29 protein-coding genes are annotated in these 26635 nt (G+C 69.4%); 9 read left to right on the top strand and 20 right to left on the bottom strand.

Annotation, left to right across the window (positions count from 1 at the left end; translation table 11 throughout):
* Window positions 1-17: 17 nt before the first annotated feature.
* Entirely contained in the window at window positions 18-854 is an 837-nt protein-coding gene (locus DL990_RS30280; protein WP_125800707.1) for a PhzF family phenazine biosynthesis protein, read from the bottom strand.
* Window positions 855-988: 134 nt separating this feature from the next.
* Between DL990_RS30280 and DL990_RS30275 the strand changes: the two genes are divergently transcribed.
* Window positions 989-1144, top strand: coding sequence for a hypothetical protein (locus DL990_RS30275; protein WP_233598816.1), 156 nt, complete (start codon window positions 989-991; stop codon window positions 1142-1144).
* Window positions 1145-1170: 26 nt separating this feature from the next.
* Here the strand turns inward: DL990_RS30275 and DL990_RS30270 are convergent, their stop codons facing one another.
* A complete protein-coding gene (locus DL990_RS30270) occupies window positions 1171-1983 on the bottom strand; it encodes a trypsin-like serine protease (protein ID WP_125800706.1) in 813 nt (270 codons plus the stop codon).
* 260 nt (window positions 1984-2243) lie between these two features.
* On the opposite strand from DL990_RS30270, the gene DL990_RS30265 reads away from it, so the two are divergent.
* From DL990_RS30265 to DL990_RS30260, 3 genes are all read left to right on the top strand, one after another.
* Window positions 2244-3059 (top strand): serine hydrolase, encoded by an 816-nt coding sequence (locus tag DL990_RS30265; protein WP_125800705.1) that lies wholly within the window; start codon window positions 2244-2246, stop codon window positions 3057-3059.
* Between the two features lie 442 nt (window positions 3060-3501).
* Window positions 3502-3669, top strand: coding sequence for a hypothetical protein (locus DL990_RS41315; protein WP_158632668.1), 168 nt, complete (start codon window positions 3502-3504; stop codon window positions 3667-3669).
* 157 nt (window positions 3670-3826) lie between these two features.
* Window positions 3827-4384, top strand: a complete 558-nt coding sequence (locus DL990_RS30260) for a M23 family metallopeptidase (protein ID WP_125800704.1) — start codon at window positions 3827-3829, stop codon at window positions 4382-4384.
* 177 nt (window positions 4385-4561) lie between these two features.
* Here DL990_RS30260 and DL990_RS30255 read toward each other — a convergent pair whose 3' ends face one another.
* The 6 genes from DL990_RS30255 to DL990_RS30230 all read right to left on the bottom strand — a co-directional run bounded on the left by DL990_RS30255 (window position 4562) and on the right by DL990_RS30230 (window position 10317).
* Window positions 4562-6067 (bottom strand): FAD-dependent oxidoreductase, encoded by a 1506-nt coding sequence (locus DL990_RS30255; RefSeq protein WP_125800703.1) that lies wholly within the window; start codon window positions 6065-6067, stop codon window positions 4562-4564.
* Window position 6068: 1 nt separating this feature from the next.
* Window positions 6069-6986 carry a diiron oxygenase gene (locus DL990_RS30250; RefSeq protein WP_125784288.1) on the bottom strand — a complete coding sequence of 306 codons (918 nt, stop codon included), beginning with the start codon at window positions 6984-6986 and terminating at the stop codon, window positions 6069-6071.
* Window positions 6987-7216: 230 nt separating this feature from the next.
* The gene (locus DL990_RS30245) at window positions 7217-7714 is read right to left on the bottom strand and encodes a DUF6292 family protein (RefSeq protein WP_125800702.1); all 498 of its coding nucleotides are present in this window, start codon (window positions 7712-7714) and stop codon (window positions 7217-7219) included.
* A gap of 199 nt (window positions 7715-7913) precedes the next feature.
* Window positions 7914-8303 carry a VOC family protein gene (locus DL990_RS30240; RefSeq protein ID WP_233620620.1) on the bottom strand — a complete coding sequence of 130 codons (390 nt, stop codon included), beginning with the start codon at window positions 8301-8303 and terminating at the stop codon, window positions 7914-7916.
* The gene (locus DL990_RS30235) at window positions 8300-9049 is read right to left on the bottom strand and encodes a hypothetical protein (protein ID WP_125800701.1); all 750 of its coding nucleotides are present in this window, start codon (window positions 9047-9049) and stop codon (window positions 8300-8302) included. Before DL990_RS30235 ends, DL990_RS30240 begins: the two co-directional genes overlap by 4 nt.
* A gap of 98 nt (window positions 9050-9147) precedes the next feature.
* On the bottom strand, window positions 9148-10317 hold the full coding sequence (locus DL990_RS30230) for an LLM class flavin-dependent oxidoreductase (RefSeq protein WP_125800700.1): 1170 nt from the start codon (window positions 10315-10317) through the stop codon (window positions 9148-9150).
* Window positions 10318-10741: 424 nt separating this feature from the next.
* Between DL990_RS30230 and DL990_RS30225 the strand changes: the two genes are divergently transcribed.
* Window positions 10742-11836, top strand: a complete 1095-nt coding sequence (locus DL990_RS30225) for a S1 family peptidase (protein WP_125800699.1) — start codon at window positions 10742-10744, stop codon at window positions 11834-11836.
* Here the strand turns inward: DL990_RS30225 and DL990_RS30220 are convergent, their stop codons facing one another.
* The 5 genes from DL990_RS30220 to DL990_RS30205 all read right to left on the bottom strand — a co-directional run bounded on the left by DL990_RS30220 (window position 11837) and on the right by DL990_RS30205 (window position 15053).
* On the bottom strand, window positions 11837-12238 hold the full coding sequence (locus DL990_RS30220; protein WP_125784299.1) for a hypothetical protein: 402 nt from the start codon (window positions 12236-12238) through the stop codon (window positions 11837-11839). It abuts the gene before it with no gap.
* 165 nt (window positions 12239-12403) lie between these two features.
* The gene (locus tag DL990_RS30215) at window positions 12404-13501 is read right to left on the bottom strand and encodes a VanZ family protein (RefSeq protein ID WP_125800698.1); all 1098 of its coding nucleotides are present in this window, start codon (window positions 13499-13501) and stop codon (window positions 12404-12406) included.
* Window positions 13494-13787, bottom strand: coding sequence for a hypothetical protein (locus DL990_RS30210; protein ID WP_125784302.1), 294 nt, complete (start codon window positions 13785-13787; stop codon window positions 13494-13496). Before DL990_RS30210 ends, DL990_RS30215 begins: the two co-directional genes overlap by 8 nt.
* Window positions 13788-13882: 95 nt before the next feature.
* Window positions 13883-14047 carry a hypothetical protein gene (locus DL990_RS41310; protein WP_158632667.1) on the bottom strand — a complete coding sequence of 55 codons (165 nt, stop codon included), beginning with the start codon at window positions 14045-14047 and terminating at the stop codon, window positions 13883-13885.
* Between the two features lie 79 nt (window positions 14048-14126).
* Window positions 14127-15053, bottom strand: a complete 927-nt coding sequence (locus DL990_RS30205; RefSeq protein ID WP_125800697.1) for a MurR/RpiR family transcriptional regulator — start codon at window positions 15051-15053, stop codon at window positions 14127-14129.
* Window positions 15054-15197: 144 nt separating this feature from the next.
* On the opposite strand from DL990_RS30205, the gene DL990_RS30200 reads away from it, so the two are divergent.
* From DL990_RS30200 to DL990_RS30190, 3 genes are read left to right on the top strand one after another with little or no spacing between them, the layout of a single operon-like run.
* On the top strand, window positions 15198-16589 hold the full coding sequence (locus tag DL990_RS30200) for an MFS transporter (RefSeq protein WP_125800696.1): 1392 nt from the start codon (window positions 15198-15200) through the stop codon (window positions 16587-16589).
* Window positions 16586-17026 carry a GAF domain-containing protein gene (locus DL990_RS30195; protein WP_125800695.1) on the top strand — a complete coding sequence of 147 codons (441 nt, stop codon included), beginning with the start codon at window positions 16586-16588 and terminating at the stop codon, window positions 17024-17026. The genes DL990_RS30200 and DL990_RS30195 overlap by 4 nt, the downstream gene beginning before the upstream one ends.
* Window positions 17023-18237, top strand: coding sequence for an amidohydrolase family protein (locus DL990_RS30190; RefSeq protein WP_125784310.1), 1215 nt, complete (start codon window positions 17023-17025; stop codon window positions 18235-18237). The genes DL990_RS30195 and DL990_RS30190 overlap by 4 nt, the downstream gene beginning before the upstream one ends.
* A 58-nt stretch (window positions 18238-18295) precedes the next feature.
* On the opposite strand, the gene DL990_RS30185 is transcribed toward DL990_RS30190, so the two are convergent.
* The 7 genes from DL990_RS30185 to DL990_RS30155 form a co-directional block, all read right to left on the bottom strand.
* Window positions 18296-19666, bottom strand: a complete 1371-nt coding sequence (locus tag DL990_RS30185; protein WP_125800694.1) for an aldehyde dehydrogenase (NADP(+)) — start codon at window positions 19664-19666, stop codon at window positions 18296-18298.
* Window positions 19667-19723: 57 nt separating this feature from the next.
* On the bottom strand, window positions 19724-20725 hold the full coding sequence (locus DL990_RS30180; protein WP_125800693.1) for a proline racemase family protein: 1002 nt from the start codon (window positions 20723-20725) through the stop codon (window positions 19724-19726).
* Window positions 20726-21637, bottom strand: a complete 912-nt coding sequence (locus DL990_RS30175) for a dihydrodipicolinate synthase family protein (protein ID WP_125800692.1) — start codon at window positions 21635-21637, stop codon at window positions 20726-20728.
* Window positions 21634-22995 (bottom strand): NAD(P)/FAD-dependent oxidoreductase, encoded by a 1362-nt coding sequence (locus DL990_RS30170; RefSeq protein ID WP_125800691.1) that lies wholly within the window; start codon window positions 22993-22995, stop codon window positions 21634-21636. Before DL990_RS30170 ends, DL990_RS30175 begins: the two co-directional genes overlap by 4 nt.
* A complete protein-coding gene (locus DL990_RS30165; RefSeq protein WP_125800690.1) occupies window positions 22992-23300 on the bottom strand; it encodes a (2Fe-2S)-binding protein in 309 nt (102 codons plus the stop codon). The genes DL990_RS30170 and DL990_RS30165 overlap by 4 nt, the downstream gene beginning before the upstream one ends.
* Window positions 23297-24469, bottom strand: coding sequence for an FAD-binding oxidoreductase (locus DL990_RS30160; protein WP_125800689.1), 1173 nt, complete (start codon window positions 24467-24469; stop codon window positions 23297-23299). The genes DL990_RS30165 and DL990_RS30160 overlap by 4 nt, the downstream gene beginning before the upstream one ends.
* A gap of 78 nt (window positions 24470-24547) precedes the next feature.
* A complete protein-coding gene (locus DL990_RS30155) occupies window positions 24548-25147 on the bottom strand; it encodes an XRE family transcriptional regulator (protein ID WP_199746663.1) in 600 nt (199 codons plus the stop codon).
* Window positions 25148-25384: 237 nt separating this feature from the next.
* On the opposite strand from DL990_RS30155, the gene DL990_RS30150 reads away from it, so the two are divergent.
* Window positions 25385-26518, top strand: a complete 1134-nt coding sequence (locus DL990_RS30150; RefSeq protein ID WP_125800688.1) for a metalloprotease — start codon at window positions 25385-25387, stop codon at window positions 26516-26518.
* Window positions 26519-26635 lie beyond the last annotated feature (117 nt).

Here is a 26635-nt window from a genome sequence, read left to right as displayed (position 1 = left end):
GCGCTCCTTTCCTGAATTCAGAGTGCGACGTGGCCGGTGATACCCACGACCGTGTCGCCACCGACCCAGATCTCGCCGTCGGACTGCTCGATGTGCACCCGCCCGCGGCGGTGCAGCTTCGTACCCTGAGCGGCGACATATGCGGCCGGGGCGACGGCGGCGGGAATGAGCCACTGCGCGATCGCGGCGTTCAGGCTGCCGGTCACCGGGTCCTCCACGAACGTGCCGTCTTCATCGACGAACGCCCGCACCTCGAAGTCGACCTCGCCGCCCGGCGGGTGCGGACCGAACACGCCGACGTCCGGATATTCACCGAACGCGGTCGGATCGGGGTCGAGCGCCAGTACCGCCTCGGCGGAGGCGAGTTGCACCGCGACCCACGCCGGCCCGTTCTCCGCCCACCGCGCGGCCAGGATGTCGCCCGGCTCGACCCGCAACGCCGCGGCCAGAACGTCCATCGTCGATGGCGGTACGGGACCAGTTCTGCGCAACGGCGGAGCGGCGAAGGCGAGCCGGTCCCCGTCACGCCGCACCGCGACCAGACCAGCGCCGCACTCCTGCACCAGGCGATCTGCCGTCTTCGGCGTGCCACCGCGCTCCAGCCACGCACGAGCGGACCCGAGCGTCGGGTGGCCCGCGAAGGGCAACTCGCGGCTCGTGGTGAAGATCCGCAGCCGGTAGTCGGCGGCCGGATCGGTCGGCGGCAGCAGGAACGTGGTCTCACTCAGGTTCGTCCAGCGAGCGAACGCCGCCATCTGCCCGGTGGTGAGGTCGTCGGCGCCATGAACCACCGCGACCGGATTTCCGGACAGGAACTCGTCGGTGAACACATCGACCTGACTGAACGCTCGCATGCCCTCAAAGCTACCGACCGGACACGGGACGTGGTGCGTTCGACCGCCCGGCGCGTTCTCACCCGTTCTGGCCACCGCGGGTCCGGCCATCTCGGTCTACGGCGGTCTCCAGCACGATCTACCGCGGCGGCTCGATGATCGCGGGTACCGGGTCCGCCCCGAACGGCAGCTATTTCGGCTACCCGGTCGATCCCGGCACCTATCAGGTCCGCATGCCCGCCGGGAACAAGGACGTGAAGATCCTCGACCTCGGCGGCAAGGCGCACTCGGTCATCGTCAGGGCCTGCTGACACCGCACAGTCGACATCGGTCGGCGTCAGCGGATGGTGCGGTGAATCCAGTCGGCGTAGGCGGGCACGCTCGTGTACAGGCCGGGGCCGTTGGCGCAGGGCACGTCGTCGTCACCGGGGCCGGAGGTGACGCCGATCAGCTCCCACCGGCCGCCTTTCCCGCGCTGGATCTGCGGCCCGCCGGAGTCGCCCATGCACGCCATCGCGCCACGCTTGCGGCTGATCGTGCAGAGCCGGGTCGAATCCGCGTAGCCGGGCGAGCATTCCGACACCGCTCCGAGGCGGGTGTCGAGCTGCTGGAGCCGTTCGGGAAACACCGCCTTGGCGATGTCGCCGGTGTCGACCGTGGTGCCGAAGCCCATCAAGCGGGTCGGCGTGCCCGGCCTGCCGGGGCGGTCGGCGATGCGGATCGGCTGTTCGGAGACCGGGCGGTCCAGGCGCACCAGCGCGATATCGTTCTTGTTCGGCTCACCCGGCTGGTAGCCGGGGTGGCGCACCACGCGGTCGATCGTGCGCACGGTGCCGCCGGAGGTCCGCTGCCGGCTGCCGATGCGCACCGTCCCCTCCGGCCGGGCCGGGTTGTTCTCCGGGTCGACACAGTGCGCCGCGGTCACCACCCATCGCGGGTGGACCAGCACGGCTCCGCACACACCTTTGGCGTTGTTCAGCTCAGGCACGATCTCCGGGATCGAGGCCATGAACTCGTAGCGCTCGGTGGAGTTCTTCCCGTTCACCACGGCATCGGCACTCCCGGGCAGGACGATCGCGCAGAAAGTTCCTGCCAGCACGACACTGGCGGCACGAATCAGGTGGCGGCGCACGGAATCCACTCTCGACATACTTTTCCTTCGTTCGACGACTTCGGATCGATCGGGTCCAGCATCGCGGTCCGCCGCGTCCTGGACCACCGGGTCAGCCCGCTGATCCGTCGTGGTGACCGCAGGACGCCCTGTGGTGGTGCCGGCCCTACCTACCGTCCACAATGGACGACAGCCCACGGAGGAGTGACCGGCGTCACTATTCGGCGGGTTGCGGCAACCTCCGGCACCGGTGAACGCCTTCAAGCTCAGGAAGAACCGATATCGGACCTGGGGAGCACATGAAGAGACTTTTCGTCATGCTGACCGCGATACTGGCGGTCCTCGCGTTGGCACCCGCCGCGCCCGCCGGCGCGACGACCCGCTTCGACCGGGAGCTCCAGTCGCGCATCGCACGAGCCCAGGCGTACGCCGACAGCAGGCCCGGTGACACCGGAATCGTCCTCCGGGACCGGTGGACCGGCGCCGTCTACCGGAGCCGGGCCGCCGGGACCCTCATTTGGGCCTGCTCCACCCCGAAGCTGGCGATGGTCGTCGACCTGTTGCTGCGCAACGATTCCGGGGCCGTCCAGCTGACCGCCGAAGACCGGGACCTGATCCACCGGATGCTCGACTCCAGCGACGACGCCGCCGCCCACACGCTGTGGACCCGGTACGGCGGTGAGGCCGAGTTCGCCAAGCGCTTCCCGTCGTACGGGATGACCGACATGCGGTTCACCGATCAGCATCCGCACCACTGGGGCTGGATCCTGACCACCGCGAACGACCTGGACCGCCTGGTCGACTACGTCCTGACCGAACTCCCCCGGCAGCACCGGGACTACATCGTCCGCGAAATGCGCACTGTCGACGTCAACCAGCAGTGGGGTGTCTGGGGCGCCGGCCCTGCCGCGCGCCCCGGCAACAAGAACGGCTGGTCCGACGACAACGACGACGGCTCCTGGATCATGAACTCGGTCGGCTTCGTCGGCCCGCATGAGCGATACACCCTCTCGCTCATGAACAACACCAAGGTCATCCAGAACGGTTACGAAACCGGCCAGGAAACCACCACCAAGATCAGCGAGATCCTGTTCAAGGGATACTTCAAGGGCTGACCACGCGACGTCGGACCCGGCGGATCACGCCGGATCCGGCGCTCGGCCCCCGATCGTGCTCGTCGGCGGCGAGCCGGAGCGGCAGGGTTCGCGCATGGCGCTGGTCTTGCCCAACGGGTTCTCTTGAGGGGTAAGGCAAAGGTGTGGGGTCGCGGGGATTCGCTCGCGGCCGTGGGGCGCCCAGGTGTCGCGAAAGCCACTTTCGGGACCTCAGGCGTCGCGAAAGTGGCTTTCGCGACGCATCCCGACCATGGGTTCCGCGAAGGCGCCGACGCAGCGAAGGCCCCCTTCTTCGCTACCGAACCCCTGCACCCGACGTTGCGAAAGCCACTTTCGCAACGTTGAAGGTTACCAAAGTGGCTTTCGCAACCTGCCGCCTTTGCCTTACCCCTGTGATAAGCAACGATGCGTGCAGCCTAGATCGCCGCCCGGGAGAGCTTGGATGGAGCGATCCGGGAGCGCAGGCTCCGGTTTGCTGCACCGCAGAAGCCAGAAGCGAATCCTCATCACCGTGGGCGCCGCGGGCGTGGTCGAGCAGAGCGGCCTCGGGACGCCGCCCGCCGACGCGGAGGACATCCGGGAGTGGGTCAAGTTCTGGGGCGGGGCCTGATCCAGAGGCTCCACAATGGACTGCCGAGCGCTTCGAATACGGCCCTCGCCGACCTCGCGCAAGCCCCGAACGAACCCTTGTTCCCTTGACGAACCGCCTGTTTAGTCGGGACGTCCTGCACACGGCAGGGATTGGTTCACCCGGGAAGCGAGGCACGATGAGCGGATTCGAAAAGGCGTTACCCCGCAGGATCGGCACGATGGTGAGTGCCGTGCTGGTGGCGGCAGGCATCTCCGTCACCGGCTCCGGCACGGCGTCGGCCGCGGACTATTACTACGAATTGCCGTATCCGGCAGGCGAGGCCTATCAGGTCACGCAGGGACCGGAGGGCACGTACTCCCACGTCGGTCCTTACAACGAATACGCCTGGGACTTCGGTCTCCCTGCCGACTACGAGGTGTCCGCCGCGCAGGGCGGCGAGATCATCTTCTCGAATTGGTCGCCGTACTGGCAGAACGGCATCGAGGTGCTCATCCGGCACTCCAACGGCACCTGCACGCACTACGCGCATCTGAACCGGGCCCTCTACAACGCGGGCGCCTGGGTGCCTCAGGGCCGGGTCGTCGGCTGGTCGGGCAGCACCGGGGCGTCCACCGCGCCGCATCTGCACTTCCAGGTGATCGACTGCGGCAGCCGCGTGGGCATCCCCGCCACCATCCAGGGCTGGACCCCGTCGACCGGCACCTGGCCGGTCAGCGTCAACAACTATGCGTGAATCGCGCTGCTCTTTCGTCTCCTACCAAAGAGTGGACGGCCCCGAGACGACCCGGCCGTCGTCGACGGGGTTGACCCAAATGCCCAAGGCGACGTCGATCACCTGCTCGCGATAAGTGATTTCGGCAGAGAGCGCCTGGCTCTCAAGAGAAGGACGGACCGGCGCCACCAAGCGAGTTCACCGGCCGCGGAAGCGGGCGGCCAGTGCGGCGATCGGTGACCGTCGTGCCCGCACCGGGAGCCGTCCGGAGGTGATGTCCTCCAGCAGGGTCGCGACGGTTTCCCTGGCGCAGGTGCGGTTCGCGCCGATTCCGCCCGACGGGCCGCGTTTGATCCAGCCGACCACGTAGGCACCGCTACGGCTGTCGACGCGGCCCGCGGTGTTCGGAATCGTGCCGCGGGTCTCGTCGAACGGCAGGCCGGGCACCGGTGTTCCGCGGTAGCCGACCGCGCGGACGACCTGTCCCGCGGCGATCTCGACCGGCCCGTCCGGACCGGTGACCCGGACACCGCGCACCTGTGTGTCGCCGACGATCCCGGTGGGAGCGGAGTGGAAGCGCAGGACGATCCGGCGTGAGTCCGCGACCGGCGGCGCGGTCCAGTCGACGGGCTCTCGGCCGAGTTCGCGCAGCAGCGACGCTTTGCCGGTGCCCTCGTCGATCGCGGCCGCGGTGCGCGGGTCCGCGTCGTCGACGACGAGCGGCACACCGGCCCGCTGTGCCAGCGCGAGCAGTTCCGGGGAAGTGTAGGCGGCGTCCTCCGGCCCGCGCCTGGCGAGCAGGACGACCTCACAGACCTTGCTCGTACGCAACCGTTCCAGCGCGTGCGGGGCGATCGTGGTGCCGGTCAGCGCGGCGGGATCGGCGGTGAGGATCCTGGCGACGTCCAGTGCGACGTTGCCGGTGCCGACCAGCACGACCCGTTCCGCGGAGAGGTCCACCGCGTTCGCGGGTACGTCCGGGTGGCCGTTGTACCAGCCGACGACGGTGGTCGCGGCGATGCTGCCCGGCAGGTCCTCGCCGTCGAGGCCGAGACGGCGTGCGGACGAGGCACCGACGGCGTAGACCACCGCGTCGTGGCGCTCGGCCAGCTCGTCGACGGTGACGTCGCGGCCGACCTCCGTGTCAAGGCGCATCCGCAGCCGCGGGTGCTCGTGGAACCGCGAGAAGGTTTCGCCGATCCGTTTCGTGGCGGGGTGGTCCGGGGCGACGCCGAAGCGGACGAGTCCGCCGGCGACCGGCAAGCGGTCGATGAGGGTGACCCGCGCGTTCGTGTGCAGGAGCAGATCCTCGACGGCGTACATGCCGGCCGGGCCGGTGCCGACTACGGCGATGTCCGGCGGCGCGAAGTCGCTCGGGATGGCCCGGTCGAACGTCGGAGGACTCCAGTGGTGGAAGTTCGGCGCGGGATCGGCCGCGGGCACGGTCTCGCGGTCGGCGTAGTACTCCGCGTTGAGCCCCGCGTAGACCTGGAGCGAACCGGTCAGCAGATCGGCGGGGAAGATCGCGTCCACCGGGCAGGCGTCCGCGCAGGCTCCGCAGTCGATGCACGAGGCCGGATCGACGTAGAGCATCTCCGTGGTGCCGAAGTCGGGCTCGTCCGGGGTCGGGTGGATGCAGTTGACCGGGCAGACGGACACACAAGTGGCGTCGTTGCAACAGGTCTGGGTGATCGCGAAGGCCATGTCAGATCAGGTTCGCCCGCTTGTAGAACACCAGTGCGGGCCGGGTGAGCAGGCCGCACGAGCCGAGGAACTCCATCAGCCCGGCGCAGCTGGACCGCATCATCGACTTGTGGTGCTCATTGGACTTCGCCTCGCGCAGCGCGCGTTCGGCGTCGAGTCCCGCGTTCTTGTAGACGTCGCGGTTGATCATGCTGCTGACGATGAAGTACGACGCGATCGCGATGACCAGCGCGTTGATCCGGCGGCGCAGGAAACCCGCGCCCTCCAGCTGTTCCCGCGTCTCCTCGCGGGCGAACTTCATATGCCGCGATTCTTCGACGACGTGGATGTTGTTGATGGTCCGCACGAACGGGACCACCCGCTCGTCACGCATCCAGTCGCGCTGCATTACGTCGAGGACTTCTTCGGCGACGAGGATCGCCGCGTACGCCGCTTCGCCGCGGGCCGTCGCCTTGAAGACGCGGCCGAGCTCGACCGCGAGCCTGCGCGGACGGTACGGGGGCGCACCGAGCTTTTCCGCCCCGCGGGCGAACATGATGGAATGCCGGCATTCGTCCGCGATCTCGGTCAGGGCCCACTGGAACGCCGGATCGGTCGGGTCCTTGGCGTAGAAATCGCGCAGCACCATCTGCTGCAGGATCATCTCGAACCAGATACCGGTGCTCGCGACCGAGGCTGCCTCCTGGCGCGTGAGCTCCTTCTGCTGCTCCGGAGTCATCTCCGCCCAGTAACTCGTGCCGTAGAGCGTGCTCCACTCCGGGCTGGCACCGTGGAAGTCCTTGTCCAGCGGCGTCTCCCAGTCCACCTCGGTGGCCGGGTCGTAGGACAGCATCGCGGAGGAATCGAGGAGCCGCCGCGCGGTCTCGTGGCGGCCGGCACCGGCCGCTTCCGCGGTGCGGGGCACATCGGTGCTGGTCATACGGACCTCCCTGACTAGACGTTACCGAGGTTCACTGTTACCCAAGGTAACACCTAAATGGCGGCGCCGCGAGAGGGGGATCTGAGGAGCGTGCCGGACCGGATACTCGAGCGGCACCAGACCACGCGGCCGGCATCCCGTCGATCACGAAACACACGCTGTGCCATGACCTTCGGATAGCCCGGCCCGGGCCCGCCGGATTCAGCCCGCCTCGCGCCCGGTCGGCCCGATCATCGTGCGTGTGGTGAGAGGCCTGCGTACGCGGCCAGACGGAGGGCGAGCCCATCCTCTGCCTCGGCCGCCCCGAGCGGCGGTGGCTCGAGCAGCGCCGTGGCCTCATCCGAGTACAGGCTCTCCGCGAACGTGGCGACCGCCCGTGGTGGCGGCAGCAGTTCGAGACCCTGGTACCCGACGACGATCAGGTCTTCGCCGCTACTGGTCTCCACACCCAAGGCCCACCCGTGTCGTTCGTCCCACAGCAAGGCGACGTCGCGGTCCGGTCTGTTCGGCAGTCTTCGCTCGAGTGCGATGTACGCGCTCGCGATCGGTTCGAGCTGCACGCAACAGGCGTCTCCGTGCAACCCCAGCGCCTCGATCACCAGGCTCACATACCGGTGTAGTCCCTTCAGGATCACGTCGTCGAATTCCGGTTCCATGCCGATCGCCACCTCGTGCTCGTCCTCGTCGGCACTGCGGCGCCGGCTGCTCGACGCGGCAATGAGGTTCACTCCGCCACGCGGAGGGTTCCACCCGTGCTCGGAGCGAAACGCGGACCGCGAGAAGGCCGGCTCATTCGGCCATCGCCGCGGGGTTCCGGCACGATCGACCGTCTTCTCTACGTAGGCGTGCGTCATGGTTCTCAACTCCGTTTGCGCCATATCCGGCTGGTGGGGGCCGGCAGGAGACGATTACCCGGTGCTCCGGAGATCAATCATCCGTCGGCGACGGCCGGTAGTTCGGGTTCTCCCAGACGAAGGTGACCTTGTTCCCCGCCGGATCGGCGACCTCCGTCAGCTTGATGAAGTCGTAGTCCTGGACCAGGCCGCACTCCACGCCCCTGGCGCCGAGGGAGCCGACGGTGTCGTCGATGTCCTCGACGACGATGACCACGGCGCTCTTACCCGCGGCCTCCGGTGCGTGGGCGACCTGGATCCCCGCGTTTCCGGCGAGCAGCCATTCCGCGACGCCTTCCATGGGCTCGGCGTCGGGCCTCCGCCCGATCCACCGCTCGTACCACGCGACCGCGGCGGAATGGTCCGAGACCGGCAAGACAGCGTAAACATCCTTGAACTTCGGCACGGGCAGTTGTCCTTTCACCGCGAAATGGTGTCGATTCGCTTTCCCCGGCCCACGGCAACCGCGCCCACGACGACCATGACCGTCATCCCCGCCAGTTGGAGCACGTCGAGAGCGAACGCCGAGCCGTCGGCCGGTGCGCTCAGCCTGCCACCGAGTCCGGCGTAACTGAAGGAGGCCTCCAGGAAAACCGCGGACATCACGGCACTGAGCAGGATCATCGAACGGCCGGGTACGACCGCGACCAATACCGGCAGCGCCAGGAACAACGAAGGACCCGGGCGGGTCAGATCGAAGTCCTGCGTGGCGCCGAGCCCGATCTCCACTGCCGCCAGTGCGGCCACAGCGGTGATCACGAGCGGACGGCGCGGATTTCGGGGACTCAGTGGCGGGATCTGCGGCTCGGTCGCCGTCGCCCGGTTGATCACCAACGCGATCACGCCCGCCGGCGCCGAAACCACCAGTCCGGCGACCATCACCCAGTTTCCGGCCGCCAGCAGTGTATTCGGCGAGGAGAGCTGACGGCCCAGCATTTCGCCGGTGCCCAGGAATATCCACGCCGTCAGGGCGATCGCGGCCAGTGGCGACCAGAACGCCCGGCGGTCCAGCCACAGGATGACCAGTGCCCCGGCGATGTAGCCGAGTCCCGCCGGGACGACCTTCACGAATTCGGGAGCCGCGATCCATTGCAGGATCGTGCCCAGTGCGGCGACGGCCTGGCCGCCGATAGTGGCCCACATCGCGGGCCGAACCACTTTTCCGGTCATATCCGCGAGTCTGGTGACCGGGGATCACCCGCGCGTCGGCCCTGGAGCGGCCTTCCCGGCTACCGCACTCGACGTAACGGGTGTATTCCCCTCACGACTCAGCCCAGCTCCGGAATCATCTCACCGATCAGGCGGATGCTCTTCAGCACCTTTTCGTGCGGGATACCGCCGATCTGCTGCAGGCACATCATCCGGTCGATGCCCAGTTCCGCGTAGGCCCGCAGTTTCTTGCGACAGGTCTCGGGGCTGCCCACGATCAGCGAGTCCTGCGCGCTCAGTACGGTGAAGATCTCGTCGTCCGGCACGTTTTCGCCTTGCAGGATCCGGGCGATCAGGAGATTCGCCTCGGTCGGGGCGTTCTTCGCCTCGCCACGTAGGAAGTCGCCGGTGAGCCCGCCGCCGTCGGGCGCGGCGACGATCTCCTCCTGCCGGGCGTTCAGGCGCACGAATTCGCTCGCCGCCTCGAAGAAGTTCAGCGCCGTCACCGTGTACCAGGCCGCGGCCGCGGCGGCGCCGTCGCGCATCGCCTCCTCGTCGGTGTCGGCGCAGTGGACGAAGGTGAAGAACCCGACCTGGTTGTTGACGAAAGCCCCGACAGGATCGGTACAGCTCTCGGCCGCGTCGCGGTAGAGCTTGATCAGCCGTCCCGCGCGCTCCAGTGACTCCCACATCGTCGTGCCGAGGACACCGACGCCACGGCGGCCCGCTTCTTCGAAGGACGCCGGACTCGCGGCCGCCTGCCAGAGCGGCGGGTGCGGCTTCTGGAGCGGTTTCGGCGAAATCGACACGTCGTCGACGCGATAAGCGTCGTTTTCGCAGGAAAAGCGTTCGGAAGTCCACATGCGCGGGATCATTTCGAAAGCCTGCTGCGTCTGGGCGCGTGCCTCGTCCGGTTCGATGCCGAACAGTCGCCATTCGGGAATCGTCGAGCGGGTCAGCCCGAGTTCGACCCGGCCCCCGCTGAGATGGTCGAGCGTCGCGGCGCGTTCGGCGACGCGGATCGGATGGTTGAACCGGCCGGGCGCGAGTACCGCGGAATGGCCGAGCCGGATCCGGGTGGTGCGCTGCGAAAGCGCGGCCAGCATCAGCTCGGGCGCGGAGGACAGGCTGAACTCCCCCGCCCCGTGGTGTTCGACCTGCCACCAGCAGTCGTAGCCCAGTTCGTCGGCGAGGACGGCCTGTTCGATCGCCTGGGCGAACCTGAGCCCTTCGTGTCCCTCCGGCCACGGCCGCGGGTTCTGGATCTCGTTGAACAGATCGATCTTCATCCATGGCCTCCGTCTGCCTCAGGTCACCGAGAGATCAGTCCGCGGGTGCGCGCGCCGCGTTACAGAAGTCGCACGTTCGGCGCAACGTGGCCGGAACGGCGCGGCGCCGACCGAGATCCGTTCGTCACCGATACGGGCAAACGGGTTCAGCCGCGCACAATCAGGTGACGAACACCGAAGACACACTTTCCCGAATGCCGCGCCCCGTCGCGGATTGTCGCGATTCGGCCAGCACATCGGGGACGGTAAATCGCGCATGATCCACTCACAAGAGTGAGCAACACCCGGCAATGGCGCGTTCCTTTGCGCCGGAAAGGGGAATTGTGAGCGCTACTCAAATGGCGGCATTCGACGACGCGACCTTGTCGTAACGTCGATTCCATCCACACCACGCACCGAATTCCGCTATCCCATGGAGGTTTTCGTGATCCGACGTCCTCTGCGCACCATGACCGTCCTGATCGGCGCCGCGGCAGCCGTCACCGCGTTCGCGTCCCCGGCTTCGGCGGCGACCTCGGTGCTGAGCGAAGCGGCGGGCCCGGCCGCATTGGCCGCCGTGCAACAGAAGCTCGGCACCTCGCTCGGCGCCGCCTTCGCCGGCTCCTGGCTGGACACCACGACCGGCGAACTGGTCGTCGGCACCACCGACGCGAGCCGGTCGGCGGGGATCCGCGCCGCGGGCGCGATCCCGAAGGTACTCCGGCACAGCGCCGCCGAACTGAAGAAATTCCAGTCCACATTGGACGATAGAACCGAAGGCGTACCCGATTCGGTCGCCGGCTGGTATGTCGACGCGCCCACGAACGAGGTCGTGGTCAGCGTGGTGGGCGGCGATCCCGCAGGCCGGGCATGGGCCACCTCCGCCGGCGTCCCGGTGCGGGTGGACCAGGTGAAGAACGCGCCGCGGCCGTTGTGGAGCGTGATCGGCGGGCAGGGTCTCTACTTCAGCGGTGGTGCCTGCTCGGTCGGTTTCAACGCCTACGACGACGATGATCATTACGTGATCACCGCGGGCCACTGCACCGAACTCGGTGGCACCGTCCGCGGTGTCGGCGGCACGATCGGCAGGGTCGAGCGGTCGTCCTTCCCCGGCAACGACTACGGGACGGTCAAGGTGACCCACTCCGACGTGTCGACGCCGCCTCGGGTCGACCGCTACGGAGACGGATCCGACGTGCGGATCGAGGGTGCCGACGTGGTCGGCGTCGGCGGCCGGGTCTGCCGGTCCGGGATCACCACCCACTGGCACTGCGGACGGGTCGAAGCGCTGGACCAGACGGTGAACTACGGCAACGGGAACATCGTGCGAGGTCTCACCCAGACCGACGCCTGCGCCGAACCCGGCGACTCCGGCGGCTCGTTCGTCAGCCGTCCCTCCTCCGGTTCCGGCACGAAACTGGTGCAGGCGCAGGGTATGACGTCGGGCGGTTCCGGGAACTGTGACGTGGGCGGCACCACGTTCTTCCAGCCCGTCAAGGAGGTACTCAACCGCTACGACCTGACGCTCGAAAAGGACTGATCAGCCGAGGGAAGGGGCGGCAGGCTCACCAGCCGCCCCTTTGACCTGTTCGGCGAGTTCGCCCGCCTCGAGGACCAGCGCCTCGATCTCGGCCCAGCGGCGACGGACCCGCTCGTGATCGGCGACCAGCGTGCCGGAAACCATGCCCAGGAACAGATTCGCGTCCGTCCCGACCTCCGCGAGCCGCAGGAAAGGCCGCCGGTCGTCCTCAGTTCCCGCCCCGTGCGCCGCCGCCCATTCACGGGCACGCATCCCGGCTTCGTGGCACGCGTCGACGAGAAGGGTCCGGATCTCCTCCGGCCGGTCCCCCGGCCTCGCGGCAGGTTTCCCCATCAGCGTGAAGATGTTCCAAGCCACCGAGAGCAGGCAGTCGGCCACCTCGTCCATCGACTCCACGTCCACCGGGCGAGTGTTCCGGCCCGCGCTCGCTGCCAGGCGCAATGACTCGCGGGAACGGCAGGGTCGACCCGATCGGGTGGAACCCAGGCGACTGAGCCGAAAGTTCCGTGTCAGGTGACCGGTCCGTGAAGGCCTCCTTGAGGGACTCTGGGTCCCTCAAGGAGGCCTTCACGGACCGGTGAGCGTGTCCACGAGTTCTTGGTCGCGCGCGTCGGCCATCCGCAGCCCGGCGATCAGTCCGGAGAGTCCTTGGTGGCCTTGAGGCCGGATCGCGAGAATGCCGCTGACGAAGAACAGCAGGTTCGCGAGCGGCTCGAATCCGCTGTTGACCGCCGAAGCCAGGGTGAGCAGCGTGAAGTAGCCGCCGGAACCGGCGAGGAACCGCACCGCCATCCGCCACAGGGCGGGCTTCCCGCCGTCCGGCCCGGCGGGGCGCAGCAACACGACCCGCTGGCCGAAGCTGGCGCCGTTACCCGCGAGGGGGATGACGAACAACAAGAGCACCGCGGGCAGCAGGGTGCCGATCAGTGCCGTGACCACCGTGTCCGGCTCGCCCACCAGCAGGGTCGTGAGAATCGCGACGGTGGTGCCGAGCAGGACGACCGACACGACATCGACCGCCATCCCGAGCAGACGGCGGCGCGCCGTGACCGGCCGCGGCGTGCCCGGAGGTGCGGACGGCTCGTTCCCCGGCAGGAGCCGCAGCAACGGGGCCAGCCCGAAGCCGAGGGCGGCGCCGAGGGTGTTGGTCAGCAGATCGTCGACGTCGGCGAGCCGGTACGGGCATTCGAACAGGAACCAGACACCGGTCAGCTGGGTGCATTCGATGAACAGCGAGACCGCGAACCCGATGGCGACGGTGGCCGGGAAACCGCGCCGGAACAGGTGCCGCACGAACATGCCCAGCGGCACGAACAAGGCGACGTTGAACACCGCCTGCTGGACGGCGGGATTGCGCAGGAACGCCCGGATGCCCGTCCCGGTCTGTTCGCGGCCGATGTCGGCGAGGAACTGGAACGGGCGTAGTTGCAGATGACCGGCCGCGTGTTCGGCGCACCACGCCGTCGTCGTCTCCGGGATGGGGAGCAACGTGTACGTCCACAGGGACATGGCGTAGACCAGGAAGCCGAACACCAGCAGGACCCGCCATAGCCCGAGTTCGCCGCGGCGCCGATAGCTCGCGGCGATGTACGGGACGGCCAAGAGGCCCGCGAGCACGAAACCCGCGAACACCGCGATGACCGCGGAGATGGTCGGATCAGTCACTCGCGGAAGTTAACAACGCACGCTCCGGCGCACCCGTCACGCCACCTGGGCGGGTGACGGCGAGGGCTCGCTGATGCGCGAGCGCGGCGATGGCGAACGTCAGGTGGACGACGACCCAGTTGCGGTCTTCGCGGTGCACCCGCTGCAACAGGTCGAGGGTGGCGTCGCCCGGTGTGCGCCCCTGGCGGCAGGCGTCGGTGAACGTCTGGGTCAGTTCGTCGACGTTCCTCCGGAACTCCGCGAAGGCGTCGGCGGGTTGGGCGTTGGTGCAGAAATCCACGGTCACGTCACTCAGCGTTCCATAGCGCGACGCAAAGTCACGAATTGGCCGAGTGCGAATCACTCACGTGAGGTAGTCGGCGGGCGAATCTGTGCTCTGCGTCACGCCGATGCGAGCCCGGCGGGCAGGCGGCGTTCCCGTTCGGCCGTCTTCGCCCGACGGGTGACCGGGAAGCGCTGGTCGAGTTCGACCAGCAGCGGGGTCGCCGCCATCAGTGCCAGAAGAGCGAGCCCGGCGTAAGCGCCCATGGTCGCGATGATCGTCATTTCGGCCTCCTCGATCCCGTACCGCCTGTTCCGGCGGCCTGGAACCAGGATCACCCGCCGACAGGGGCGGGCGGATCGGTCATCCGGCGGATGTGCCTCGACCGGTCGGCCTTTTCGGCACTGTCCGATCGGCCGATCCAGGACGGCGGTGCAGCAGGTCGAACCGCGACCACATGGCCTCGGCCGCCTCGATGGATTCCCCGGTGCGGACGGGATCGACAGCGGCGAGCTGCGCGACGATGGCCTGCACCAGGCTCATCCCGGCGGTCAGCGACGGGAAGAAGGTCACGCCCTCGGCAGGCACCATCAACACCTGTTCGACCGCACCCGCCAGCGCGGGGCTGGCCGCGTCGGTGATGGCGAAAGCGCGAGCTCCCCTGGCCTTGGCCTCGTTCGCGGCGAGCACGGTGCTCTCGTAGAGCCGCCAGAAGCTGATCGCGATGAGGACGTCTTCGGAGGAGAGTTTCGCCGTGGCGTTGGCGAGTTCGGCGTCGCCGGCGGTGATCGCGTGGACGTCGTAGCCGGCGAGCCGGGCGTTGTGCGCGAAGGCGATCCCGACCGCCGCGTAACTGCCGTCGGCGATGACGACTGTGCGGCGCGCGGCGGCGACGGCCTGCGCGACGTTACGGATCTCGTCCTCGGCGAACCGCCGGTTGAGCAGAGCGAGGCTGTCGAGGTCGCGGCGCAGCGACGCCGATCCCGGCGAGTCGACGTCCCGGTGTTCCTCGGCGACCTGTGGCGCGCTCAGCGACGACATGTAGCGCGCCCGCAATTCCTGTTGCAGCGCCGGCCAGCCGGCGAAACCCAGCGCCTGCGCGGTGCGGGTGACGGTGGCGACGTTGACCCCGGCGAGCTGGGCGAGCTCGGCCGTCGAGCCGAACGACGCCCGGCGCGGTTGCGAGACCAGCACTTCCAGCACGGCGGCCGACTTCGGCCGCAGGCCGCGTTCCGGCGTCCGATCCCGAAGCCATGCCTCGAAGCCGTCGTCGGTTTCCGTCTCTGTCACGCACGCCCTCCCTCGACCGCGTCACGGTAACGCATCGTGCCCGCCGAACCACTTGCAACAACCATTGCAGTTTTGATGAAACGCAGTATACGTTGTCCGCACTCTCGTGACTCCTAGTCGCCCGAACCACGGAAGGCGTTCCCCATGACGCTTCTGGCACGACTCGACCGGCTCCCATTGAGCCGTCCCCACTACCTGCTCCTGCTCATCGGCGGGCTCGGTTACACCTTCGACGGCATGGACTCCGCCGTGGTCGCCTTCCTCCTTCCGAGCGCGAAAGCCGTGTGGGGCCTCGACAACGGGCAGCTCGGGCTGATCGGGTCGGCGACACCGTTCGGCTTCCTCTTCGGCGCGATCGGCGGCGGGCTGCTGGGCGACCGCATCGGCCGCAAGAAGGTCATGATGTACGCGCTGGCCTTCTACGCGGTGTTCTCGGTGGTCGCCGCCTTCTCCCCCAACTATGAGGTCTTCCTGGGCGCCAGGGTGCTGGCCGGGGCGGGCGCGGGCGCCGAAAGCGCGATCATCGCGCCGTTCCTGTCCGAATTCGTGCCCGCCAAACGACGTGGCTGGTTCGTCGGCGCGCTCGCCGGGTTCTTCTCGTTCGGGTTCGTCATGGCCGCGCTGATCGGCCGGTTCGTCGTCCCGACGGTGCCGGAAGGCTGGCGGGTCGCCCAGCTGATCACCGCGCTGCCGATCGTCATGCTGCTGTGGTGGCGCCGTTCCCTGCCGGAATCGCCGAGGTTCCTCGTCGCGAACGGGCGGCACGCCGAGGCGGAGAAGATCGTCGCGAAACTGGAGCGGGACGTCGAAAAGGCGACGGGACAGGAACTTCCGGCCGTCCCGGAGACCGAGACCCAGCCCGCGACGGAGACCCCCAAGGTCAATCTCCTCAGCGCGCTGAAGTTCCTGTGGAGCCCGGCGATGGCCCGGCGCACCGCGGTGATCTGGACCGTGTGGTTCGTGATCACGTTCTCCTACTACGGCTTCTTCTCCTGGATCCCCACGCTGCTCGTCGAGCGGGGCATCACGGTGACCAAGAGCTTCGAGTTCTCCATCATCATCTACCTGGCGCAGATCCCCGGGTACTTCTCCGCCGCGTGGCTGTCGGAACGGCTCGACCGCAAGCACACCATCGCGTTGTACCTCGCGGGTTCGGCGGTGAGCGCCTTCTGGCTGAGCCAGATGGACGCGCCGTGGTCGATCACCTTGGCCGGGGCGGTGCTGTCGTTCTTCCTCAACGGCACCTACGCCGGCGTGTACTCCTACACCCCAGAGGTGTTCCCGACCTGGATCCGCGCCAGCGGGACCGGGCTGTCCAGCGCGTTCGGCCGGGTCGGCAGCATCCTGGCCCCGACGATCATCGGCCTGTCCGCGGCGAGCCTCGGGTTCGCCGGCGTCTTCGGCATGACCACCGCCGTCCTGGTGGCCGGGGTGGTGGTCGTGGTCGTGTTCGGCCTGTCCACCGCCGGCCGTTCCCTGGAAGAACTGACCGAACACGGCGCGCCCGTGAAAACCGCGAAGGAGATGACGAAGTGACGGTGTCACTGTCCACTGTGGAGGACAAGACCCGGGCCTCGATCGGCGTACGGCTGTTCACCGTGCTGGCCTGGGTGCCCGAACGGCGGGCGCTGCGGCGCGTGCACAGCAGTCATCCGGACGAGTATCCGGTGGGCGGCGAGAAGACCGTCGAGGTGGCGGCGGGCTGGCTGGAGCGGTGCATCACCGGGCAGGAGCCCTATTTCGGACCGAACAGCGCGGCGGTGCGGGAGATCTTCGCCGACCACGAACTCATCGACCGGCTCGGCTGCGGCGCGGTGATCAACGTTCCGGTGGTGGCCGACGGCCGCACCCTCGGCGTCCTCAACATCCTCGACGCCGAAGGCAGCTACGACGACGATTCCGTCGCGGTCGCCCGCTCCCTGGCACCGTTGGCGGCCCCGGCCCTGCGCGAACTCCTGGAGGAGACCCGATGACCGGATCGCTGCTGCTCCGCAACGCCCGCCTGCTCGACCCGGTCAAGGGCGAGTACACCGAGGGCGACCTCCGGTGCGCCGACGGCCGGATCGCCGAGATCGGCGTGGGTCTCAGCGCCGGTGACGCCCGGACGGAGGACCTGCGTGGCGCGTTCGTGCTGCCCGGTCTCGTCGACGCCCACGTGCACGTCACCGCCTCGACCGCGGACCTGGGATCGCTGCCCGCCTCGTCGCCGTCCTACGTGGCCGCGCACAGCGCCCGCACGATGAGCCGGATGCTGGACCGGGGCTTCACCACCGTCCGTGACGCCTCCGGCGCCGACTACGGCCTCGCCGACGCGCAGGCCGAGGGCCTGTTCCGCGGTCCGCGCCTGCTGTTCTGCGGCCGCGCACTGAGCCAGACCGGCGGACACGGTGACAGCCGGACCCGAGGCGCCAACGCCAGCGACGACCACCCGTGCTGCGCCGGTCTCGGCCGGGTCGCCGACGGGGTCGACGCGGTCCGCGCGGCCACGCGCGACGAACTGCGCAAGGGGGCGCACCACATCAAGGTGATGGCTTCCGGCGGCGTCGCCTCCCCCACCGACCGGATCGACTCGACGCAGTACTCCGCCGAGGAACTGCGCGCGATCGTCGAGGAGGCGGAGGCGGCCAACCGGTACGTCGCCGCGCACGCCTACACCGCCCGCGCGGTCAACCGCGCGCTGGAACTGGGTGTGCGGTCGATCGAGCACGGCAACCTGATCGACGACCTCAGCGTCGAACTGTTCCTCCGGCACGACGCGTACCTCGTGCCGACCCTGGTCACGTACTGGGCGTTGAAGGAGGAAGGACGCGAGCACGGACTGCCGGAATCCAGCTGGCGCAAGGTCGACGAGGTCCTCGGCGCGGGTATGGCCGCACTCGAGCGGGCGGCCAGGGGCGGGGTGAAACTGGTGTACGGCAGCGATCTGCTCGGCGGGATGCACCGGCACCAGAATCACGAGTTCCGGTTGCGCGCCGAAGTCCAGTCCACGCTGGAGGTGATCCGCTCCGCGACGTCGACCGCGGCGGATCTGCTGAACCTGACCGGCGAGATCGGCACGCTGGCCCCCGGCGCGCACGCGGATCTGCTGGTCGTGGACCGGGATCCGCTGGAGGACATCGGCGTCCTCGCCGAGCCGGAGAAGTTCCGGCACATCGTTCAGGGCGGGACCGTGGTCTCCCCCTGACGCAATTCGTCACCTACTTGCGCTGCATTCCCGTCGCAAGTAGGTGACGAATTGCGGGTCAGGAGAAGCGCTGCGGGACGTCCCACGGGTTGTCGTCCCGCAGCGGTTCCGGCAGCAGATGCGACGGCCAGTCCTGATAGGACACCGGCCGCAGGAAGCGTTCCACGGCCGCCGTCCCGACGGACGTCGACGACGGTGACGTCGTCGCCGGGAACGGTCCGCCGTGCTGCATCGCGGCGGTCACCGCGACGGCGGTCGGCCAGCCGCCCCACAGGATCCGCCCGCTGCGGGCGGCCAGCACCGGGCGCAGCGCCTCGATCTCGGAGGCCTCTTCGGGCAAGGCGTGCACGGTCGTCGTGAGCTGACCGGGCAAGGACGCCAGAACCGGCAGGACGTCGGAAAGCCGGGAGTACCGCACGACCACACCCAGCGGACCGAAGCACTCTTCGGCCGCATCGGGCACGAAGCCGGCCAGGTCGATCTCGAGCAGCCGGGCCCCGGCTCCCCGGACGATCTCGCGCATTCCCGGGATCGCGGCCAGCCTCTCGGCGCCGGCGTGGAATCCGGACGCGATGCGGTCGTTCAGGAACGGCGCGGCCGAAGTCTCGCGCAGCCGTTCTGCGACGAGATCCACGAACGGCCCCGAGGACGGCGCGAACACCAGACCCGGATTCGTGCAGAACTGGCCGTTGCCCAGCGTCAGCGAACCGGCGTAACCCGCCGCCAGTTCCTCGGCCCGCGTCGCCGCGGCGCCGGGCAGGACGATCACCGGATTGACACTGCCCAGCTCACCGTGGAAGGGGATCGGCACCGGCCGCTCGGCCGCGATCCGCGCCAGTGCGAGCCCACCCGCCACCGACCCGGTGAACGCGGCGGCCGCGATCGCCGGATGGCGCAACGCCTCCACCCCGGCGGCTTCCCCTTCGACAAGGCCAAGGAGCGCGCCCCATCGACCGAGTGCCTCCACGACGGCCGACGCCGTCCGGCGGGACAGCTCCGGGTGTCCGGAATGAGCCTTGACCACCACCGGGCATCCGGCCACCCATGCCGAGGCGGTGTCCCCGCCCGCCACGCTGAACGCGAACGGGAAGTTGCTCGCGGCGAACACCAGGACCGGTCCGACAGCGGTGCGGTACCGGCGCAGCTCCGGCCGCGGGCCGGGCGGCCACGACGGATCGGCACGGTCGATCCGGACGTCGTGGACCGAGCTGCTCTCGGCCGCGAGCAGCCGCAGCTGGAACGTCGTGCGGGCCAGCTCGCCGGTCAGGCGTTTCGTCCCCAGCCGGGTCTCGGCGTCGGCGACCTCGATCAGGGACGGGCCGGCCGCGTCCAGCGCGTCGGCGACACCCGTGATCACGGCGGTGCGCGTCTTCGGGTCGGTGGCGGCCCACTCACCGGCGATCTCCGCCGCCCTCTCGATGTGCTTCATGCTTCCTTCCTCTCCGGGTTCTCCGCCGCGGCGGCTCGGCCTGGGTGCTGCCTCGCGTCAGAGCACGAAGCCGGCGGGGAACGGGTCGTCCGGGTCGAGCAGATAGGTGGCGTTGCCGGTGATCCACGCGCGCCCGGAGAACTCCGGCACCACGGCGGGGACACCGCCGACGGTGGTCTCGGCGACCAGTTCGCCGGTGAACGTGGTGCCGATGAACGAGCTGTTCTCGAACGGCGTGTGCAGCGGCAGTTCGCCGCGGGCATGGAGCTGCGCCATCCGGGCCGAGGTGCCGGTGCCGCACGGCGACCGGTCGAACCAGCCCGGATGGATCGCCATCGCGTTCCGCGAAGCCCGGGCATCCGACCCCGGAGCGAGGAACTGGACGTGTTTGCAGCCCCCGATCAGCGGGTCCGCCGGATGTTTCGGCGGACGCTGTTCGTTTATCGCCGCCATGATGTCCAGCCCCGCGGCCAGAATGCGGTCCTTCTCCGCCCGGTCGAACGGGATGTCCACCTGGGACAGTTCGAGGATGGCGTAGAAGTTGCCGCCGTAGGCCAGGTCGTAACGTACCGCGCCGAGGCCCGGCACCTCGACGACCGCGTCACGTTCGGCGAGGAACGACGCGACGTTGCGGAGCTTGACGCGTACGGCGCGGCCGTCCCGGACCTCGACCTCGGCGTGCACGAGCCCGGCCGGGGTGTCCAGGCGTACCACGGTCTTCGGTTCGGTCACCTCGACCATGCCGGTCTCCACCAGCACGGTCGCCACGCCGATCGTGCCGTGCCCGCACATCGGCAGGCAGCCGGACACCTCGATGTACACCACGCCCCAGTCCGCGTCCGGCCTCGACGGCGGCTGCAGGATCGCGCCGCTCATCGCCGAATGGCCGCGCGGTTCGTTCATCAGGAACTGCCGCAGATGGTCCATGTGGTCCATGAAGTACCGGCGGCGTTCGGCCATGGTGTCGCCGGGGATGGCACCGATCCCGCCGGTCACCACCCTGGTCGGCATGCCCTCGGTATGCGAGTCGACGGCGGTGATCGACCGGATCGATCGCACCTACGCCACCCCCAGCGAGGCGAGCGCGCGGCGCATGTCGGCGGTGACCTGCTCGCGGTGCTCGTCGGTCAGCGGGCCCCGGGGCGGACGGCACGGACCGCCGTAGCGGCCGACGAGGTCCATTCCGAGTTTGATCGCCTGGACGAACTCGGTGCGCGAGTCCCAGCGGAACGCGGCCACCAGCGGTTCGTAGAGCGCCCTGGCCTCCTCGAGTTTGCCGGACCGCGCCAGGTCGAACAGCCGAACCGACTCGGCGGGGAACACGTTGGGGAACCCGGCGAACCAGCCGGTCGCGCCCATCAGCAGGCTTTCCAGCACGACGTCGTCGGCGCCGCTGATCACGTCAAGGCCCGGTGCCTGCTCCCGGATCTCCAGCACCCGCCGGACGTCACCGGAGAACTCCTTGACCGCGACCACGTTGTCGATCTGCGCGATCTCGGCCAGCAGGGCGGGGGTGAGGTCGACCTTGGTGTCGATGGGGTTGTTGTAGACCATCACCGGCAGCCCGACCGACGCCACCGCCTCGAAATGCGCGAGCACCTCGCCGCGGTTCGCGCGGTACATCGTGGGCGGCAGGCACAGCAGGCCGTCGGCACCGTCCTCGGCCGCCACCTCGGCCCAGTGCTTGGCCTGATGCGAGCCGGGGCCGTGCACGCCGACGACGACGATCCCGTCGTCGCCGACGGTTTCGATCGCGGTGCGGGCGGCGCGACGGCGCTCCTCGTCGGTCAGCGAGGAGTACTCGCCGAGGGAGCCGTTCGGGCCGACACCCCGGCAGCCGTTGTCGACCAGCCACCGGCAGTGTGCGGCGTAGGCGTCGTAGTCCACGGCCAGCCCGGCCGGCGCCGACTCGTCCGCCCGGTACGGGAGGGCGGTCGCGACGACGACGCCACCGAGGTCGGGGGTGCTCATTCAGGTTCTCCTTCGGTTCGGGCGGCCAGCTCGCCCAGCCGGATCGGCTGGGCGATCGGGCGGTGGTGCCGTTCGGTGCCACCGCAGAGTTCGGACACGGTCGGACCGCAGATGCGGCCCTGGCACGGGCCGAGGCCGGCCCGGGTGCCGAGTTTCAGTGCGTGCGGTCCGGGACAGGCCGCGTCCCCCGCCGCACGCGTCAGTTCGCCGTACGTGGTTTCCTCGCAACGGCAGACGATCGTGTCTTCGCGCAGCCAGCTTCGCCAGGCCGTGCCGATCGGATGCGCCGTGGCGAGGCGTTCGGCGAAGGTGCGGGCCCGGTCGCGGGCGCGGATCAACCCCGGCGACGGCTCACCTCCGGCGGCGGCGCATCCCGCCACCGCACCCTCGGCGGCCGCGGTGACCGCGCCGCCGATGCCGGTGATCTCGCCCGCGGCGAAGACACCGTCCACAGTGGTCCGTTGCGCGCCGTCGACCCGGACGAAACCGCCGTCCAGGACGCAGCCCGCGGCGACGGCCAGTTCAGGCTGCGGCGTGAAGCCGTGTCCGACGCAGACCGCGTCGACCTCGTACGTCCGCTCGGTGCCGGGGACGATCGACCAGTCCGCGCGGACCTTCGCGGTCACGACCTCGCGGACGCGATCGGCCCCGCGTGCCTCGATCACGGCCCGGCCCGGCCGGTACGGGACCCGATGACGCGCCAGCGTCGCTGTGTACCGCGCCAGTTCGCCCGCTTTCCCGGCGTGGGCGGCCAGACGCCACGGGCGGGACGACCATCCTTTTCGGACGGTCGTGAACGGGTTCGCTTCCAGCACCGCGACCACTTCGGCGCCGACGCCCAGCAACGATTCCGCGACCGGCAACAGGAAGGGCCCGGCCCCGGCGACGAGGACCCGCTCACCGATCGCGACCCGCTCACCCTTCGCCAACGCCTGTGCCGCACCCGCGGTGTACACGCCGGGCAGTTCCCAGCCCGGGAACGGCAGGGTGCGGTCGTGCGCGCCGGTCGCCAGGATCAGCGCGTCCGGGACGAGGGACAGCCGCCGCCGTCCACCACCGTCGGCTTGTCCCCGCAGGACGTGCACCCGCTTCTCCGCCCGGTCGAACGCCCAGACCGTGGACCCGGGCAGCCACTGGCACCGCGGATGCGCGAGCACCCGGCGGCTGCGGTCGAACTCCGCCCGGCCGTGCTGAACCCGCTCCGGACTCCGCGCCGCGTAAGCCTCGGGCAGCATCCGGTGGTACTGGCCGCCGGGAGCGTCCGCCTGGTCCAGCACCGTGACGCGGGCACCGGCCCGCAGCGCGTGCTCGGCCGCCGCGAGCCCGGCGGGCCCGGCGCCGACGATCACCACTTTCACGTGGTCTCCTCCCGGGTCTGGGTGCGGATTTCGTCGCCGTCGGCGGCCGGACGGCGGCACGCGCGGACGTCGGGCACATCGTTGACCGTGAGCAGACAGTCGAAGCACGCGCCGATCCCGCAGAAGACCCCTCGTGGCGCACCGGAACGCGTGGTCCGCCACGAGGCCCGGCCCGCGGCGAGCAGGATTCCCGCGACGCTCTGTCCGGCGATCCCGATCAGGGTCTCGCCGTCGACGGTGATCCGGATCGGGCGGTCGGTGCGGCCAACCGGATCGCGATCACGCGGCAGCAGCCATCCGCTCATGCGGCCACCTCCGCCAGGACGGCCGGACGGTCCACAGTGAACTCTTCGACCGGCATCGCCGGTTCCGCCCCGGTGAGCAGTTCGCGCAGCAGCCGCGCGGTACCGACGCTCAATCCGATACCGGCGCCTTCGTGCCCGGTGGCGTGCCAGAGGTTCTCCAGCCGCGGATCCTCGCCGAGCACCGGCAGATGGTCGTCCACGTAGGGCCGGAAACCGCCGTACGCGCGCATGATGGCGACGTCGGCGAGTGCCGGGAACAGCCGCAGCGCCTTGACCGCGATGGCGCTCAGCACGTCCGGGCGGATCGCGTCGTCGAAATCCACCCGGCGGCGTGACGAACCGATCAGCACGGTGCCACCCCAGGTCGACTCGACGACGGCGGAGGTCTGCAACTCACCCGAATCGGCACCGACCGCGCCGACGTAATCGGCGTCGTAGACCTTGTGCCGGACGACACCGGGCATCGGGGTGGTCACCAGCACCTCGCCGCGGCGAGGGCGGACCGCGATCGGGGCGCCGAGGCGCGCCGAGACCTGGCCTGCCCACGGGCCCGCGGCGTTCACGACGATGTCGGCCTCGATGACCTCACCGGGCACGCGGACGCCGGTGATCCGTCCGTTGTGGACGGACACACCCAGCACCTCGGTGTCGGGCCGCAGCCGGGCGCCGTGGCGCAGTGCCGAGCCCAGTAGCGCGAGCGTCGCACCCGCGGGCTGGACCTGAGCGTCTTCCGGGTAGGTGAACGCGGCGGTCACCTCACGGGTCAGCGCGGGTTCCGCTTCGGCGAGTTCCTGGGGAGACAACGGTTCCGCGCGGACACCGAGTTGCGACGCGGCGAACGCGGTGAGAGCGCGGGCGCCGTCGTCCGTGGTGGCGACCACGATGCCGCCCTTGGGGTCGTACTCGATCTCCGAAGCGGCACGGGCGTCCTCGTCGGCGATCTCGGCGACCAGCCGGGGCCACAGCGCGATCGAAAGCTTCGCGAGTTCGAGTTCGGCGCCGGGTCCCTTGTCCGAGACGAGGATGTTGCCCTCGCCGTGCGACGTGGTGCCCCCGGCGGGACGGCCGCGGTCCACGACCACGACGTCGAAGCCCGCCTGGCTCAGCTCACGGGCACACGCGGCGCCGACGATGCCCGCGCCGAGCACGACCACGCGCGTTCGGTTCATCGACCCTCCATCGTTCGGTAAAGCGAACGATCGGAGAGTAGGTTCCCGCCAGGAGACGTGTCAACACCCCGGGTGCGGTCAGCCCTTCAGCACCGGATGCGGCCTGCCGTCGAGCCGTTCGTCGGCGCGATATTGCAGCAGCAGCACCGAGTGCACCGGCCCCTTCGAAGCGGTATAGCAATGCGGCTCGCGGGCGTCGAAGGCGACGTAGTCCCCCGGCCCGACCTCGACGCCGCGGCCCGCCACCTCGACCAGCAGCGAACCCGACTGCACGATGGTGTGCTCGATACCGACATGCCCCTGCGAACGCTGCGGCGCGTCCCCGCGCACCACCTGGTCGTACACCTCGAAGACGCCGTCTCCGGTCTCGATCCGCCGCAGTGGCCGGAGATCCACCCCCTCACCGCTGAGCACCTCGACGTCGGCGCCGCGCACCACGGTGAGTGCGCCGCCCGCCCGGTGGTCGAGCAGATCCGAGATCGCCACCTCCAGCACCCTGGACAGGCTGAACACGGTCTCGATGGTCGGATTGCCGCCGCCGGACTCCAGTTGCGACAGCGTCGCCTTGCCGATGCCCGAACGCCGCGAAAGCTCCGACAGCGAGATACCCCTCGCCGCCCTGGCCGCACGCAGGTTGACCGCCAGCATGTCCCGGATCGAGGGCGTCCCGTCCTCCACCGCTTCTCCCCTGTCGTTCGTCAAACCGTACGACCGGATGGGCGAATCGTTCGCTTTGCCGATCGAGTTCGCGGACATCATGACACGCGTGCCGACACCGGGGGCATAGCCGCGGCCGATGGGGCGACGCGATGGTGGGCGGCTCCGGCCGCGATGAAACTCCATCACCAACCGGTGTGTCACCGTCGACACAGGGTCACGGGCGCACCGTCGTTTCCCTCCAGCGAGGAGATCCCCGTGCAGCTGATCCGCAGATCCGCGAGCCGACGACTTCGAGCGTTCGGCGCGGTGCTCATCACGACCCTCGGGCTCACCGCGACCGCGGCCGTCACACCGGCGACGGCGGCCGCGAACGCCTGTCTCACCGGCACGCTCGCCTTCGACCATCTCGACGCGGAAGCCGGGACGAGCAAACCCCTGCGCACGCAGGTGGCCCGGAACGCGAACTGGGAACTGTGGGGCCGCACCGGCTCCGGCGCGGCGGCCAGGCTCGCCGCCGGCATCACCGGCGCGTCCGACGGCCGGTTCACCGCCTGCCACACCGCGTCGCTCGCCGAGGCGTACGTGCGGTTCCGGTCGAGCAGCACCTCGATGTGGCGGGTCGTCAAGGCCGCGAACAACACCACCGACTACGCGTTCGACTCGGCACGCCGCACGAACGTGTCCGGCACTCTCGATCTCGGCACGGTGAAGGTGCCTTCGACGCTGCAGCGGGCGTGGAAGGTGGTGGACACGCTCAACGTCCTCTACTGGAAACGCGCGAACCCGTCTTCGTCGTGCTGGACGGCCAGGCAGTCCGACGGACGCTGCGACCAGATCACCTTCGTCTGGGATCCGAAGGTCGCCGGCGGCGGCTACTGGGACTACCCGAACACGAACTACGTCTTCCTCGGCGCGACGATGCCGGACTCGAAGCACCTCATCCTCCACGAGGCCGGGCATTGGCTGCAGTGGCAGCTCTACGGCCGCGGCTTCCCCGTCGTTGACAACTGCAACCCGCACTACATCGAGAAGCACAGCTCGGAATCGTGCGCGTGGACCGAAGGCTTCGCGGACGCCGTCGCCGCCTACGCGCTCGGCGACTACCGCTACGTCTACGACAACGGGAGTTCCTACAGCTTCGAGAACGACGCTTCGACGCCCGGCTGGGACGACGGCGACACCGTGCAGGGCCGGGTCGGCTCGTCGCTGCTGGACCTGTGGGCGCCGGGCGGGCCGGACGGCGGGAACTGGAACCGCACGATCGCGCTGATGACCCGCCACTTCAGCCAGGACTTCCGTGAGTACTTCACCGTGGACCGGCCAGCCGCGGGCCTGTCCACGACCGGTGCCGCCGAGCGGATCCTCGCCGGGCACACCATCCGGTACTGACGGGGACCTCGTGAGTGGTGAGGACGGTTGTTGTCGAGGGCAACGCAAAGGTGCCGGATCGCGGGGATTCGCTCGTGGCCCCTGGGCGACTTCGCTACCCGCACCCTCTTCCCGACG

Source organism: Amycolatopsis sp. WAC 01416 (assembly GCF_003947485.1).
Classification (GTDB): Bacteria; Actinomycetota; Actinomycetes; order Mycobacteriales; family Pseudonocardiaceae; genus Amycolatopsis.
This window is presented reverse-complemented; position numbering and strand designations above follow the sequence as displayed.

What these genes read in the sequence shown, in the direction of transcription:
- DL990_RS41310 (WP_158632667.1), bottom strand. Translation starts at nt 14,047, where the DNA reads ATGACGATCATCGCGACCATGGGCGCTTACGCCGGGCTCGCTCTTCTG.
- DL990_RS30190 (WP_125784310.1), top strand. Translation starts at nt 17,023, where the DNA reads ATGACCGGATCGCTGCTGCTCCGCAACGCCCGCCTGCTCGACCCGGTC.
- DL990_RS30260 (WP_125800704.1), top strand. Translation starts at nt 3,827, where the DNA reads ATGAGCGGATTCGAAAAGGCGTTACCCCGCAGGATCGGCACGATGGTG.
- DL990_RS30230 (WP_125800700.1), bottom strand. Translation starts at nt 10,317, where the DNA reads ATGAAGATCGATCTGTTCAACGAGATCCAGAACCCGCGGCCGTGGCCG.
- DL990_RS30255 (WP_125800703.1), bottom strand. Translation starts at nt 6,067, where the DNA reads ATGGCCTTCGCGATCACCCAGACCTGTTGCAACGACGCCACTTGTGTG.
- DL990_RS30175 (WP_125800692.1), bottom strand. Translation starts at nt 21,637, where the DNA reads ATGAGCACCCCCGACCTCGGTGGCGTCGTCGTCGCGACCGCCCTCCCG.
- DL990_RS41315 (WP_158632668.1), top strand. Translation starts at nt 3,502, where the DNA reads ATGGAGCGATCCGGGAGCGCAGGCTCCGGTTTGCTGCACCGCAGAAGC.
- DL990_RS30270 (WP_125800706.1), bottom strand. Translation starts at nt 1,983, where the DNA reads ATGTCGAGAGTGGATTCCGTGCGCCGCCACCTGATTCGTGCCGCCAGT.
- DL990_RS30200 (WP_125800696.1), top strand. Translation starts at nt 15,198, where the DNA reads ATGACGCTTCTGGCACGACTCGACCGGCTCCCATTGAGCCGTCCCCAC.
- DL990_RS30250 (WP_125784288.1), bottom strand. Translation starts at nt 6,986, where the DNA reads ATGACCAGCACCGATGTGCCCCGCACCGCGGAAGCGGCCGGTGCCGGC.
- DL990_RS30275 (WP_233598816.1), top strand. Translation starts at nt 989, where the DNA reads ATGATCGCGGGTACCGGGTCCGCCCCGAACGGCAGCTATTTCGGCTAC.
- DL990_RS30160 (WP_125800689.1), bottom strand. Translation starts at nt 24,469, where the DNA reads ATGAACCGAACGCGCGTGGTCGTGCTCGGCGCGGGCATCGTCGGCGCC.
- DL990_RS30280 (WP_125800707.1), bottom strand. Translation starts at nt 854, where the DNA reads ATGCGAGCGTTCAGTCAGGTCGATGTGTTCACCGACGAGTTCCTGTCC.
- DL990_RS30185 (WP_125800694.1), bottom strand. Translation starts at nt 19,666, where the DNA reads ATGAAGCACATCGAGAGGGCGGCGGAGATCGCCGGTGAGTGGGCCGCC.
- DL990_RS30265 (WP_125800705.1), top strand. Translation starts at nt 2,244, where the DNA reads ATGAAGAGACTTTTCGTCATGCTGACCGCGATACTGGCGGTCCTCGCG.
- DL990_RS30165 (WP_125800690.1), bottom strand. Translation starts at nt 23,300, where the DNA reads ATGAGCGGATGGCTGCTGCCGCGTGATCGCGATCCGGTTGGCCGCACC.
- DL990_RS30235 (WP_125800701.1), bottom strand. Translation starts at nt 9,049, where the DNA reads ATGACCGGAAAAGTGGTTCGGCCCGCGATGTGGGCCACTATCGGCGGC.